This is a genomic window from Lachnospira pectinoschiza, assembly GCF_900103815.1.
GTDB lineage: Bacteria > Bacillota > Clostridia > Lachnospirales > Lachnospiraceae > Lachnospira > Lachnospira pectinoschiza_B.
The window spans coordinates 131,284-143,917 of the sequence record NZ_FNHZ01000002.1 but is presented as its reverse complement, the minus strand read 5'-3'; the positions used below and the strand labels follow the sequence as shown (position 1 = coordinate 143,917).

The following is a 12,634-nucleotide window of genomic DNA, read 5'->3' as shown; positions in this document are numbered from 1 at the left end:
TTTAATAAATATAGGAGGGAAATATGGCAAATAATCAATCTGCTAGAACTGCAACAATTAATAGAAAAACTAGCGAAACAGACATCAGCCTCTATCTTAATTTAGATGGCAAAGGAAATGCAGACGTGGATACTGGCATTGGATTTTTTGATCACATGCTTAAAAGCTTTGCAAAACACGGCCTCTTTGACTTAAAACTAAGAGTTCAGGGAGACTTAATCGTTGATTGCCACCACACCATTGAGGATGTGGGAATTGTCTTAGGAGAGGCTATAAAGAAGGCACTTGGAGACAAGGTAGGTATTAAAAGATACGGTAATTTCTTCCTTCCAATGGATGAGACTTTAATTCTTTGCGCCATTGATTTATCAAATCGCCCATATTTAGTCTTTGAATCAGAGTTTAAGAGCGATTCAGTTGGTTATTTTGATACACAGATGGTTAAGGAGTTCTTCTATGCAATTTCTTACTCAGCTAGTATGAACCTCCACCTAAAGAAGATGTGGGGCGAGAACGACCACCACATTATTGAGGCTATGTTTAAGGCCTTTGCAAAAGCCCTAGATGAGGCGGTTTCAAAGGATAGCCGTATAACTAATGTATTATCTACTAAGGGAAGTTTGTAATTATAAGTGCTTATTTATGAAGCTAGTGCTTTAGCGTTACAAACTACTTAGTATTACTAAATAATGAAAATATAGCGAGGATTTTAAAATGAGATTATACCCAGCAATAGATATTAAGGATGGCAAATGTGTCCGCTTAAAGAAGGGCCTTTTTAACGAGGTTACAGTTTATTCTGATAAGCCTTACACAATTGCTAAGGAATTTGAGAAGGCTGGTGCAAAGTTTATACATGTTGTTGACCTAGACGGTGCCTTAAAGGGCTATAGAGTCAATGCCAAGGCTATTAAGGAAATCGTTGATAGCGTTAGTATTCCTGTAGAGCTTGGTGGTGGCGTTAGAAGCCTTGAAAACATCAAGGAAGTGCTTGATTTAGGAGTTTACAGAGTTATCATTGGTACTAAGGCTGTAGAAAATCCTGAGTTTATTAGAGAGGCCATCAAGGAATTTGGCCCTGATAGAATCGTAGTTGGGGTAGATGCTAAAGACGGTTTAGTAGCTATTGAAGGCTGGGAGAAGTTATCAGATCAAACAGCCCTTAGCCTTTGCCTTTCAATGAAGGAGATGGGTGTTGAGAATATTGTCTATACTGACATTTCAAAGGATGGCATGCTTGTAGGTCCTAATGTAGAACAGACTAAGCTTTTATCTGACAAGACTGGTATTAACATTATCGCTTCCGGCGGTATGTCTTGTATGGAGGATTTAGAAAATGTATCTAATGCCGGCATCCATGGAGCAATCATTGGAAAAGCAATCTATGAAAAGAGAATTGACCTTGCCGAGGCTGTGGCAAAGTATGAGTCTTTTGATGCATTTTCAAAGGAAAGCAAAAAGGAAGTAATTAGTAACTTAAGCTGGTCAGATTGTAAGCTTGATGATAAGGGTTTAATTCCAGTAGTAGTGCAGGATTACGTTAATAACGAGGTCTTAATGCTTGCCTATATGAACGAAGAGGCCTTTAATAAGACTTTAGAGACTGGCCTTATGACTTACTATTCAAGAAGCCGTGATGAGCTCTGGACTAAGGGTCTAACATCAGGTCACCTTCAGTATGTAAGTTCTCTTGATATTGACTGCGATTGCGACACAATTCTTGCTAAGGTAAGACAGGTTGGAGCAGCTTGCCACACTGGAAATAAGTCTTGTTTTTACAGAAACTTCTTTATAAGAAATATTTAACTCAGTCGGAGTACAAGCTCCGACTGAGTTAAACGCTCCGCGAGGATGCGCACGGATTCGGATAGGAATTTGTCTGCCAAAGCAGACCCGAATCCGGCGCGCAAGACTCGCGAGCGAGTCTTGACTAAAATTTTAGAAACTTCCCTTTAATTGCAATAAAATATGAGTTATAATACCATCTAGAGTGAATTTATTTAAATCTAGGTGGTATTTTTATGTCTACTAAATTAATTATTACTAGTTACAATAATAAATTAATCAGTGCGAAATACGTAGATGATGAGATTAAGAGTCTAAGGGTATGCGACAATGAGCATAACATCTCCGATATTTTTATTGGTCGTGTGGAAAATGTTGTAAAGTCCATTAACGCTTGCTTTATTGAATTTAGCAATAAGCAGAAGGGCTATTATGCATTTTCAGAAAACAAAGATCACATCTTTCTAAACAATAAGAATAACGACTTGCCAAACATCGGGGACAAGATTCTAGTTCAGGTAAAGAATCCACCTCATAAGACAAAGCCTCACACGCTTAGTTCTAAGCTTGAGATTCCTTATAAATATCTGGTTTTATCAAGGGACGTAGATGGGGTTTTAGTTTCAAAAAAGATTAAGAATGATGAAAATGTTTCTAACTGGGCAGCTAGTCTAGCCTATGAACTAAAGCTTATGAATGAAGAGCTAGTTAGGGAACTTGGGGCTGACTTTAAGGACACAAGGTCTAAGCTTAGTTACGGCTTTATTATTAGATCTAATGCGGTTAATGCAAGTCTCACGGAGCTAATAGATGAGGCGAAACATTTGCATAATACTTATAAGGAAATCCTAAAGACAGCAATACATGGTCTTTTTTATACAAAAGTTTATGAGGCGCTACCTAGCTACATTACTGAGGTTAACCACTTAGTGGCAGAAGAAGATTTTGAACTTGTAACGGATAATAAAGAGGCTTTCAGCCTTATTAAGAATAACTGCAATCTATCTGATACAAGACTTCGCTTTTATGAGGATAAGCTGCTGCCACTTTATAGCTTATATTCTATAAAACACAATATTGATGAGGCCTTAAGGCGTCAGGTTTGGTTAAAATCTGGGGCATACCTTGTAATTGAGGAGACGGAAGCCTTAACGGTGGTGGATGTTAACTCTGGTAAATTTGTTCAAAAAAAGGGTAAGGACAAAGATTTATCAAATTATAATGTTAATATTGAGGCTGCGAGGGCTACTCTTACTCAGTTAAGGTTAAGAAATATCTCCGGCATTATTATTGTGGATTTTATTAATATGAAGGATGAGGCCCTAAATGAGGACTTATTAAAATACCTTAAAAAGGAAGCTAAAGACGATGAAGTGGGGGTAAGAATCGTCGATATGACTAAGCTTGGGCTTGTGGAAATTACAAGAACTAAGCAGGGTCAAACATTAAAAGAAAGAATGGGACTAGAAAGAAATGAAGAATTACGAGACTAACTACAAAAAAATTACTGATTATTTTGACAAGCATGAATGGGCAAAGAAGGCGCTTATATTCCTATATCGATTTTTGATTATACCTTTTGTAATCGCCTACTTTTTCCTTTTGTTTAATTCTATTTATACAAAGGCTTCTTATCTTGTGATTGCAAAGCTTATTATTGTGCCAGCTACAACTTTTGTGGTGATTTCAATTTTAAGACTTGCCCTTGATGCTAGAAGACCTTACGAAATCTATGACATTAAGCCAATTATTGAGAAGAAAAAGAAGAGACAGTCAATGCCAAGTAGACATGTGCTTAGTGCCACACTTATTGCAGGCTGCGCTATGTATATTAACCCATTTCTTGGTATTACCTTAATTATACTTACAGTTATTATGGCCATTACAAGAGTTTTGGCAGGGGTACATTTTATAAAGGATGTAGTCGTAGCAATTATTATTGGAATTCTAAGTTCTTATATAGGACTTTGGATTTTATAAATAGCGGGCTAATTAACTAATTAATAAAATTAGCGCTGCAAAAAGTTTTAGCTAGAAGCTAAGCTTTTAAGACTTACTTAGGATTACTTGAATAAGGGGGATTTTATGAAAAATGTGAAAATTGCCTATATTGGCGGTGGCTCAAAGCTTTGGGCAAGAGTGTTTATGTATGATTTAGCTCTAGTAAAGGATTTTACTGGAGAAATCGGCCTCTACGATATTGATTTAGAGGCTGCAAAGAGAAACAAGGAAATTGGTGCAAGAATTAATGAATCTAAGGATTGTATTAATAAATGGGATTATAAGATTTATGATAATCTTAAGGACTGCCTAAAGGCTGCTGATTTTGTAGTGATTTCTATACTTCCTGGTACTTTTAATGAGATGCGATCAGATGTACATTTGCCTGAAAAATATGGAATCTATCAGTCTGTAGGGGATACTGCGGGTCCTGGTGGCGTACTTCGTGCTATGAGAACAGTGCCTATTTATGAGGGCTTTGCAAAGGCTATTAAAGAGATTTGTCCAAAGGCTTGGGTTATTAATTTTACTAATCCAATGACAATTTGCACAAAGACTCTTTATGATGTTTTCCCTGAAATCAAGGCTTTTGGCTGCTGTCATGAGGTTTTCCATACACAGGACTTCCTATGTGACGTTTTAAAAGAGGCTAAGGGAATTCGCCCAAATAGAGACGAGATCTACACTGAGGTTTCTGGCATTAATCACTTTACTTGGATTAGCTCTGCAAAGTATAAGGACATTGAGATTATGGACTATCTTGATGATTTTATTAATAAGCACTTTGAGGAGGGCCACTACGAGCATGGGGATGCAAACCAGTATAAGACTGACCCTTTTGCCTATGCCAATAAGGTGAAAATGGATCTCTATAAAAGATATAGAACATTAGGGGCAGCAGGAGACCGCCATCTAGTGGAATTTGTTAATAACAACTGGTATCTAAAAAATCCAGAATGGGTTAATGATTGGAAATTTGCCCTAACAAGCATTGACTTTAGAATTAATCAGGCCAATGAAAAGATTGAGGAATCCATTAAGATTGCTAAGGGTGAGCATCCAATTGAGGTTAAGAAGTCTAGCGAAGAGGCCGTAGATATTATGAGTGCAATTCTTGGCTATGGCAAAAAGATTAGTAATGTAAACCTAATTAATGAGGGACAGATGCCACAGTTAAAGCTTGGAGCAGTAGTAGAGACTAATGCTATATTTACTCATGATAGCGTTAGACCAATTATGGCAAAGCCTCTAAACAACTCAGTAATTAGCCTTGTGGAGCGTGCCTCTGAAAATGTAGAGACTTTATATGAGGGCATTAAAAATCGTGACTTTAAAACAATCTTTGCTTCCTTTATGAATCAGGGACTTTGTTCTAATCTTGATTTGGCTTCTGGTAAGGATTTATTTAAGGAAATGTGCCTTAATACCTCTAAATATTTGGAAGAATACTATAATTTAGAAGAATTAAAGTTATTGTAAAGAAAATATGTTGACATACCACTATATTTGATATATATTATTATAGTATGCCGCTCAGTTAGGATACAAGTGGATTTTTTCTTTATGAATATCCCTCCAAAACTGGCGAGTAATTTATTAGGAGGTGCCATATGTACGCAATTATCGCAACAGGTGGTAAGCAGTATACAGTTTCTGAAGGTGACGTAATCAACGTTGAGAAGCTTTCAGTTAACGCTGGTGATACTGTAACATTTGACCAGGTTCTTTTCGTTAACAACGGTGAGGCTAAGGTTGGCGAGCCAACAGTAGCAGGCGCTACAGTTACTGCTTCAGTTATTGAAGAAGGTAAAGAAGCTAAGGTCGTAGTTTACAAGTACAAGAGAAAGACTGGATATCACAAGAAGAATGGTCACAGACAGCCATTTACTAAGGTTAAGATCGAAAAGATCAATGCTTAATTAGTTGAGGGTGTTTATCCATGACTTTAGTAGACTTATACAGAGATGGTAAATCTCAGGAGATTGTAGGTTTTAAGGTTTCTGGACATGCTGGTTTTGCCGATGCAGGTGAAGATATAGTTTGTGCAGCAATTTCAACACTTACAATTAATACAGTAAATTCCATTGAGGCATTTACTACTGATAAATTCGATTTAAATACTGATGAAGACGGTGCTTTAATTGAATTAAAGATGTCCTCTATCAGTAATGAGACAAGAATTTTATTACAGGCATTTGAGTTAGGTATGAATTCAATAGCTAGTGACAATGCCCAATACTTATTGATTAATATCAAGGAGGTGTAATGACTATGATGAATTTGAACCTTCAGTACTTCGCTCATAAAAAGGGTGTTGGTTCTACAAAGAACGGTAGAGATTCAGAATCTAAGAGATTAGGTGCTAAGAGAGCTGATGGACAGTTTGTTTTAGCTGGTAATATTCTTTACAGACAGCGCGGAACTAAGATTCATCCAGGTGTTAACGTAGGTCGTGGTAACGATGATACATTATTCGCACTTGTTGATGGACGTGTTAAGTTCGAAAGAAAGGGTAGAGATAAGAAGCAGGTTTCTGTTTACCCAGTTGCTGAATAATATTATTATTATAAGCGTAAATAAAGTGGCTCCAAGTCTTCGGATTTGGAGCTTTTTATTTGATTTTTATACATTTGATATATTGTTTGTAACGTGGTATTTTTATATCAGGTTTTAAGCCAGTAAGCATTCTTATTAATTGAATGCACGTGGAGGTTATATATGTTTGCTGACAGAGTTAGAATCTTCATCAAATCAGGTAAGGGTGGCGATGGTCACGTTTCTTTTAGACGTGAGTTATACGTTCCTGCCGGCGGACCAGATGGTGGTAACGGCGGCCATGGTGGAGACATTATTTTTCAAGTTGACAAGGGTTTAAATACTCTTGGTGATTTCAGACACAATGCTAAATACGTGGCTGAAAGTGGTCAAGAAGGTGGAAAGAAAAGATGTACTGGAAAGGACGGAGAGAATTTAGTAATCAAGGTTCCAGAAGGTACTGTAATATATGATGACGCATCAGGCAAGGTAATTGCTGATATGTCAGGTGATAATCAATGTGAGACTATTCTTAGAGGTGGTCGTGGCGGTAAGGGTAATATGAATTACGCAACTGCTACAATGCAGGCTCCTCAGTACGCTCAGCCAGGTCAGGATGCCCAGGAATTATGGGTAAGACTTGAGCTTAAGTGTATTGCTGATGTAGGTTTAGTAGGTTTCCCTAATGTAGGTAAGTCTACATTCCTTTCAAGAGTAACTAATGCTAGACCAAAGATTGCTAATTACCATTTCACAACTCTTAATCCAAACCTTGGTGTTGTTGATGTAGAGGGTGGTCGTGGTTTTGTAATCGCTGATATTCCTGGACTTATTGAAGGAGCTTCAGAGGGTATTGGTTTAGGTCATGAGTTCTTACGTCACATTGAAAGAACTAAGGTTATTATTCACATCGTAGATGCTGCATCTACTGAAGGACGTGATCCTATTGCTGATATTAAGGCAATTAATAAGGAATTAGAGAACTACAATCCAGATCTTTTAAAGCGTCCACAGGTTATTGCTGCTAATAAGATTGATGTTATCTTTGATGATGGTGAGAATGACCCAATCAAGACTTTAAAGGATGAATTCGAACCGGCAGGTATTAAGGTGTATCCTATGTCTGCAGTAACTGGTAAGGGTGTTAAGGACCTTCTCTGGGCTGTTAGAGAATTACTTGATAACTTCAAGGATGAACCAGTTGTATTTGAAAGAGAAATCTCTGAAGAAGAAATGTTTGATAATCCTAATGAAGCATTTGAAGTATACTTTAACGAGGAAGAGAATATGTACATCATTGAAGGCCCACGTATTGATAAGATGCTTGGTTATACTAACCTTGAATCTGAAAAGGGCTTCGACTTCTTCCAGAAGTTTATGAAGACAAGCGGCGCTATTGATAAGTTAGAGGAATTAGGTATTGAAGAAGGCGAGACTGTAAGAGTCGGCGATTACCTACAATTTGATTATTATAGAGCTTAAGTAACTAATACATTTTTAATAGACTATATTTAAATTAGGAGGATTAGCTAAGATTATCTTAGTTAAAATGATTATGACAAGTAAACAAAGAGCTTACCTTAAAGGTCTTGCTATGAATATCGATCCTATTTTCCAGTTTGGTAAGAATAGCCTTACACCTGAGAATACAGCAGCTATTGCTGAAGCCCTTGAAAAGCGTGAATTAATTAAGATTCATGTTCTTCAAAACTGTGCTGATGACCCTAAGGCCATTGCAGCTATTGTTGCTGAAAGAACTAGATCTGAAGTTGTTCAGGTTATTGGAAAGAAGATTGTTCTTTACAAGGAATCTAAGGATCACAAAAAAATTGAGCTTCCAAAGGCAAGAAAAGAGGCAAAATAATGGCAACTGATAATGTTATTGGTATAATGGGTGGAACTTTTAATCCAATTCATCTTGGACATCTAGAATTAATTAAGGCTGCACATGAGCAGTTCAATCTTGATAAGATTTTAGTTATGCCTAGCGGCACACCAGTTTATAAGAATCAATCTGAAATTGTGGATGCAAAGCACCGTTGCAATATGGTAGAGCTTGCAATTAAGGATTATGATTATATGGAATTATCTACTATCGAAATCGATAGAAAGGGTAATACTTATACCGCTGATACATTACGAGAAATTGCCTCAGATTACGATAAGATTTATTTTATTATCGGGGCAGATTCTTTATTTGCCATAACTGATTGGTATAAGCCTCAGTACATTTGCGCACATTGCCATCTATTATGTGCCAACAGAGATGAATATGAGGTGGAAGAGCTTAATCGTCAAAAGAAATTATTAGTTTCTAAATACGATGCTAAAATTGACTTTATAAAATGTGATTCTATTCCTTTTAGTTCAACAGAAATCAGAAATAGAGTTAAGGAAAACAAATCAATTACTGATATGGTTGGTCGCGAAGTTGAAAATTACATTAAAGATAACAACTTGTATATTTAGACTAGATTGGAGTATAAATGAATAATGCTTATATCGAAGAAATCAGAAACAAAGTAGAAATAGCACTTGAAAAGGATCCTATGCGTTTTAAACATTCTATAGGAGTTGCAGATACTGCAGCTTGCCTTGCTATGCGCTATAACTCTGACATGGAGAAGGCTTATATCACAGGCTTATTACATGATTGCGCAAAATGTGTAGATGACGATTTAAAGATAAAAGAGTGCAGGGAGGCTAATCTAAGTGTTAGTCAGACTGAGCTTGAAAGCCCTTATTTATTGCACTCTAAACTTGGTGCACTTTATGCTAGAACTAAATATGGAATAGAAGATCCAGAGATATGCTCTGCCATTGAATTTCATACTACAGGAAAGCCTAATATGTCTTTACTAGAAAAGATTGTATTTATTGCTGATTACATTGAACCTTATAGAAATAAGGCTTGGGATGTGGATATAATTAGAGGCCTTGCCTTTGAAGATATTAATGAAGCAGTATATTTTTGCTTAAAGGACACACTAGAATATCTTGAAAGCAAGAATAAGACAATTGATGAAATGACAAGCAAAGCTTATGCTTTCTATGCTAGTAATAGAGTGGAAGATTAATAGTAACTTATATGAGTTAAATTAGAGAATAAAAGAGAGGTAATTATGAGTTCAAATAGTTCTAAAGAAATGGCTAAAATCGCTGCTAATGCCTTAGCTGATAAGAAGGCTAGCGATGTAAAAATCATTGATATAAGTAATGTTTCTGTAATTGCTGATTACTTTGTAATTGGTAGTGCCACAAACATCAACCAGGTTCAGGCTTTAGTTGATAATGTAGAAGAACAGATGCATTTAGCTAACTACAAGGACCCAAGAGTTGAAGGTCATGGTAATTCAACATGGGTTTTAATGGATTTTGATGATATTATCGTTCACGTTTTCTCAGAAGAGGATAGAGCTTTCTATAATCTTGAGAGAATTTGGAAGGACGGCAAGGAATTAGATCCTGCTAGTTTATAATTCTTGATAAATTTAATATGAATAAAAAGGAGACTATTTAGTATTACTAAATAGTCTCCTTTAAGTTACAAAACAATCTAAAGAATATAAAGAATAATCAATTAATAATCAATAATCATTAAACTATATTCATTCTAATAAGGCCAATTACTTTACCAAGAATTTCGCAATCATCAACAATAATTGGATCCATAAAATCATTCTCTGGCTGAAGTCTTATATGGCCGTACTCCTTATAAAATCTCTTAACTGTAGCAGAATCATCTACTAAAGCAACAACAACTTCTCCATTAGCAGCTGTGCTTTGCTTCTTAACAATAATCTGATCCCCTTCATAAATTCCCATATTAACCATACTTTCACCCTTAACAGTGAGCATAAATGTCTCTTCGTTAGGCAAATATTCAGATGGAATAGGGAAGTAATTAGATACATTCTCAACAGCAAGTAATGGCTGACCTGCAGCTACCTGTCCAAGAATTGGAACGTTAACAACCTCACGTCTAACTAAATTAAAATTGTCATCAATAATCTCAATAGTTCTTGATTTAGATGGATCTCGTCTAATATAACCGTTCTTCTCTAATGTCTCTAAATGAGCATGTACTGATGATGTTGACTTTAAATTAACCGCAGCACATATATCACGTACTGAAGGTGGATATCCCTTATTAAGTATCTGGCTCTTGATATACTCAAGTATCTCTGTCTGCTTAGCAGTTATTCTCCCGTATGCCATAATAAGCCTCCTATCTAATAGTTTTCATTAATCTTTTAAATAATTGTATCACACGTTCATAAAAATTACAAACAGAAATTCGGAAAAAATGTTCGAAATTTTTGTTCGAATTTTATTGACAAACGACTGTTCGAATAATATAATCCAATTATAGAACAACAGAACAGTTGTTCCAAACAAGCGTTTTAATCGATCTAAATGGGGGTTAAATTTATGAATATGACAAGAAGAAACTTAAAGAAAATTAGACCTAATAATTATATCAATACTAGAGAGGCAGCATTATCGAAAAGAACTATAGAAAGAAGAAAGAGAAGAGCTAGAAGATTAAGAACTATCTTTGGTATTAAGCTTTCTTTAATATCCTTTGCTGTTCTTATGATAACTGTTGTTACTATCGTAGCATTTTTTAATATCAATGCTAAGGCTTCAGAAACTAATGAAGCTAAGATGACAACTAAGTACTATACAAGCATTGAAATTAAGAACAATGATACTTTATGGAATCTTGAAGACCAGTATAATAATGGCAATGAAAGCAAGAAAAACTACATTAACAACATTATGGAACTCAACAACCTAAACTCAGAGACAATTTATTCTGGTGAGAGTTTAATTGTGTATTATTATGGCAGTAACCATAACGAATAATTTTTACATAGCCCTAGTAAGTGTTTTTCACTTTCTAAGATATATAATTTCTACTTATTTTCCAAACTATTTCCAATGCATAATTAGATTAGATTATGCATTGGAAATTAGCTTAAATTCTAGCTTTAAGCCAGTTTTAACGCCTTTGTTATATGGACTTTTCCCTAGGGGATTGATATAATAAACTAGATAAAATTATAAGAAGGTTATAGTATGAAATTCAACGAAATTAAAGAAATCAATGAGCATATTGTTAGCTATTTAAATAGCAATAAGATTACTGATATGACAGCTGTCCAGGCACAGTCATTTAAACACATTTACAACAATAAGGATATGATTATTTGCTCTAATACAGCTACAGGTAAGACTTTAGCATATCTTTTACCTATAATTGCTAGATTAGACGCTAAATCTAACAATATACAGGCCTTAATTTTAGCACCTACTGGAGAACTTGCTTCTCAGATTGCAAAGGTTGCTAATGAGCTTTTAGAGTATGATGAGAAGCTTAATGCGCAGTTTGTAGTGGGAGAGGCTAATATTAAGCGTCAGATTGAGCATTTAAAGAAGACGAAGCCTGCTATTTTAGTTGCTACACCAGCTAGAGCGCTAGAACTTATTTCTTCTAAAAAGATTAAGGTTCATGAGGTAAAGACTTTTGTACTTGATGAATCAGATAGACTTCTTAATAAGACTTTTGAAACTACAATTAAGAATATTCGTAAGTCTTTAATGAAGAGAACTCAGGTTTTATTACTTTCTGCAAGCATTAATAAGAAGACTAAGAATGAAGCTAAGGAACTTTGCTTTAACCCAATTTATCTAGATATTAATGCCAATACAGCCAATGAATCTCAGGTACCTAAAACTATTAAACATTTTTACTTTTTCTCAGATCGTAGAGAAAGAATTGAGAATTTGAGAAAAATCATTAAGGCTGCAAAACCAGAGAAATGCATTATTTTCATTAATACAAAGTATGATCTAGATGAAAGCTACCAGAAGCTTCAATATCATAATTACAATGTAGCTTGTTTATCAAGTAATCAGGATTCACTTCAAAAGAAGAACACAATTGAAGGCTTTAAAACTGGTAAATACAACATTTTAATTGCAACAGACATTGCAGCACGTGGTTTACAGATTGATAATATAGATACAGTTATTAATGTTAATCTACCAGAGGAGAATGAAGAATACATCCATAGAGCTGGAAGATGTGGCCGTAATGGCAATAAGGGCACATGCATATCTATAATTACAGAGAATGAAGTCTCTAAAATTAAAAAGTATCAGAAGGCCTTTAACATAAACTTTATAGCAAAGAAATTATATCAAGGTAAGATTGTTGCAAAGTAATTATAAATAAACTAATTACTGATGAAGTGATTACAGATTTAAATTACGAAATAAATATAAAAGAAAGATTAGCTGGTAAATG

The 12,634-nt window shown here is 35.2% G+C and carries 16 protein-coding genes; 15 read left to right on the top strand and 1 reads right to left on the bottom strand.

Annotated elements, in window-relative coordinates; translation table 11 throughout:
* Positions 1–23: 23 nt before the first annotated feature.
* The 13 genes from hisB to rsfS all read left to right on the top strand — a co-directional run bounded on the left by hisB (position 24) and on the right by rsfS (position 9,800).
* Positions 24–626, top strand: a complete 603-nt coding sequence (hisB, locus tag BLQ66_RS04700; protein ID WP_074521175.1) for an imidazoleglycerol-phosphate dehydratase HisB — start codon at positions 24–26, stop codon at positions 624–626.
* A gap of 88 nt (positions 627–714) precedes the next feature.
* Complete coding sequence (gene hisA, locus BLQ66_RS04695) at positions 715–1,806, top strand: 1-(5-phosphoribosyl)-5-[(5-phosphoribosylamino)methylideneamino]imidazole-4-carboxamide isomerase (protein ID WP_074521174.1); 1,092 nt, start codon at positions 715–717, stop codon at positions 1,804–1,806.
* 215 nt (positions 1,807–2,021) lie between these two features.
* Complete coding sequence (locus BLQ66_RS04690) at positions 2,022–3,278, top strand: ribonuclease E/G (protein ID WP_074521173.1); 1,257 nt, start codon at positions 2,022–2,024, stop codon at positions 3,276–3,278.
* Complete coding sequence (locus BLQ66_RS04685) at positions 3,259–3,765, top strand: phosphatase PAP2 family protein (RefSeq protein WP_074521172.1); 507 nt, start codon at positions 3,259–3,261, stop codon at positions 3,763–3,765. Before BLQ66_RS04690 ends, BLQ66_RS04685 begins: the two co-directional genes overlap by 20 nt.
* Positions 3,766–3,870: 105 nt before the next feature.
* Complete coding sequence (locus tag BLQ66_RS04680) at positions 3,871–5,265, top strand: family 4 glycosyl hydrolase (protein ID WP_074521171.1); 1,395 nt, start codon at positions 3,871–3,873, stop codon at positions 5,263–5,265.
* Between the two features lie 131 nt (positions 5,266–5,396).
* Positions 5,397–5,705: a 50S ribosomal protein L21 gene (gene rplU / locus BLQ66_RS04675; protein WP_027430756.1), complete on the top strand. Its 309-nt coding sequence runs from the start codon at positions 5,397–5,399 to the stop codon at positions 5,703–5,705.
* 20 nt (positions 5,706–5,725) lie between these two features.
* Entirely contained in the window at positions 5,726–6,052 is a 327-nt protein-coding gene (locus BLQ66_RS04670) for a ribosomal-processing cysteine protease Prp (RefSeq protein ID WP_027430757.1), read from the top strand.
* Between the two features lie 5 nt (positions 6,053–6,057).
* Entirely contained in the window at positions 6,058–6,342 is a 285-nt protein-coding gene (rpmA, locus tag BLQ66_RS04665; protein ID WP_027430758.1) for a 50S ribosomal protein L27, read from the top strand.
* A 162-nt stretch (positions 6,343–6,504) separates the two neighbouring features.
* Positions 6,505–7,803, top strand: coding sequence for a GTPase ObgE (obgE, locus tag BLQ66_RS04660; protein WP_074521170.1), 1,299 nt, complete (start codon positions 6,505–6,507; stop codon positions 7,801–7,803).
* 73 nt (positions 7,804–7,876) lie between these two features.
* Positions 7,877–8,185 carry a ribosome assembly RNA-binding protein YhbY gene (gene yhbY, locus BLQ66_RS04655; RefSeq protein ID WP_027430760.1) on the top strand — a complete coding sequence of 103 codons (309 nt, stop codon included), beginning with the start codon at positions 7,877–7,879 and terminating at the stop codon, positions 8,183–8,185.
* Positions 8,185–8,790 carry a nicotinate-nucleotide adenylyltransferase gene (gene nadD, locus BLQ66_RS04650; protein WP_027430761.1) on the top strand — a complete coding sequence of 202 codons (606 nt, stop codon included), beginning with the start codon at positions 8,185–8,187 and terminating at the stop codon, positions 8,788–8,790. Before yhbY ends, nadD begins: the two co-directional genes overlap by 1 nt.
* Positions 8,791–8,807: 17 nt before the next feature.
* A complete protein-coding gene (gene yqeK, locus BLQ66_RS04645) occupies positions 8,808–9,398 on the top strand; it encodes a bis(5'-nucleosyl)-tetraphosphatase (symmetrical) YqeK (protein ID WP_074521169.1) in 591 nt (196 codons plus the stop codon).
* 45 nt (positions 9,399–9,443) lie between these two features.
* Complete coding sequence (rsfS, locus tag BLQ66_RS04640) at positions 9,444–9,800, top strand: ribosome silencing factor (RefSeq protein WP_027430763.1); 357 nt, start codon at positions 9,444–9,446, stop codon at positions 9,798–9,800.
* 118 nt (positions 9,801–9,918) lie between these two features.
* Here rsfS and lexA read toward each other — a convergent pair whose 3' ends face one another.
* Positions 9,919–10,539: a transcriptional repressor LexA gene (gene lexA / locus BLQ66_RS04635; protein ID WP_074521168.1), complete on the bottom strand. Its 621-nt coding sequence runs from the start codon at positions 10,537–10,539 to the stop codon at positions 9,919–9,921.
* Between the two features lie 213 nt (positions 10,540–10,752).
* Here lexA and BLQ66_RS04630 point away from each other — a divergent pair, with 213 nt between their 5' ends.
* Together BLQ66_RS04630 and BLQ66_RS04625 are read left to right on the top strand one after the other, a co-directional pair.
* Complete coding sequence (locus BLQ66_RS04630; protein ID WP_074521167.1) at positions 10,753–11,190, top strand: LysM peptidoglycan-binding domain-containing protein; 438 nt, start codon at positions 10,753–10,755, stop codon at positions 11,188–11,190.
* A 213-nt stretch (positions 11,191–11,403) separates the two neighbouring features.
* Positions 11,404–12,552 (top strand): DEAD/DEAH box helicase, encoded by a 1,149-nt coding sequence (locus BLQ66_RS04625; RefSeq protein ID WP_074521166.1) that lies wholly within the window; start codon positions 11,404–11,406, stop codon positions 12,550–12,552.
* Positions 12,553–12,634 lie beyond the last annotated feature (82 nt).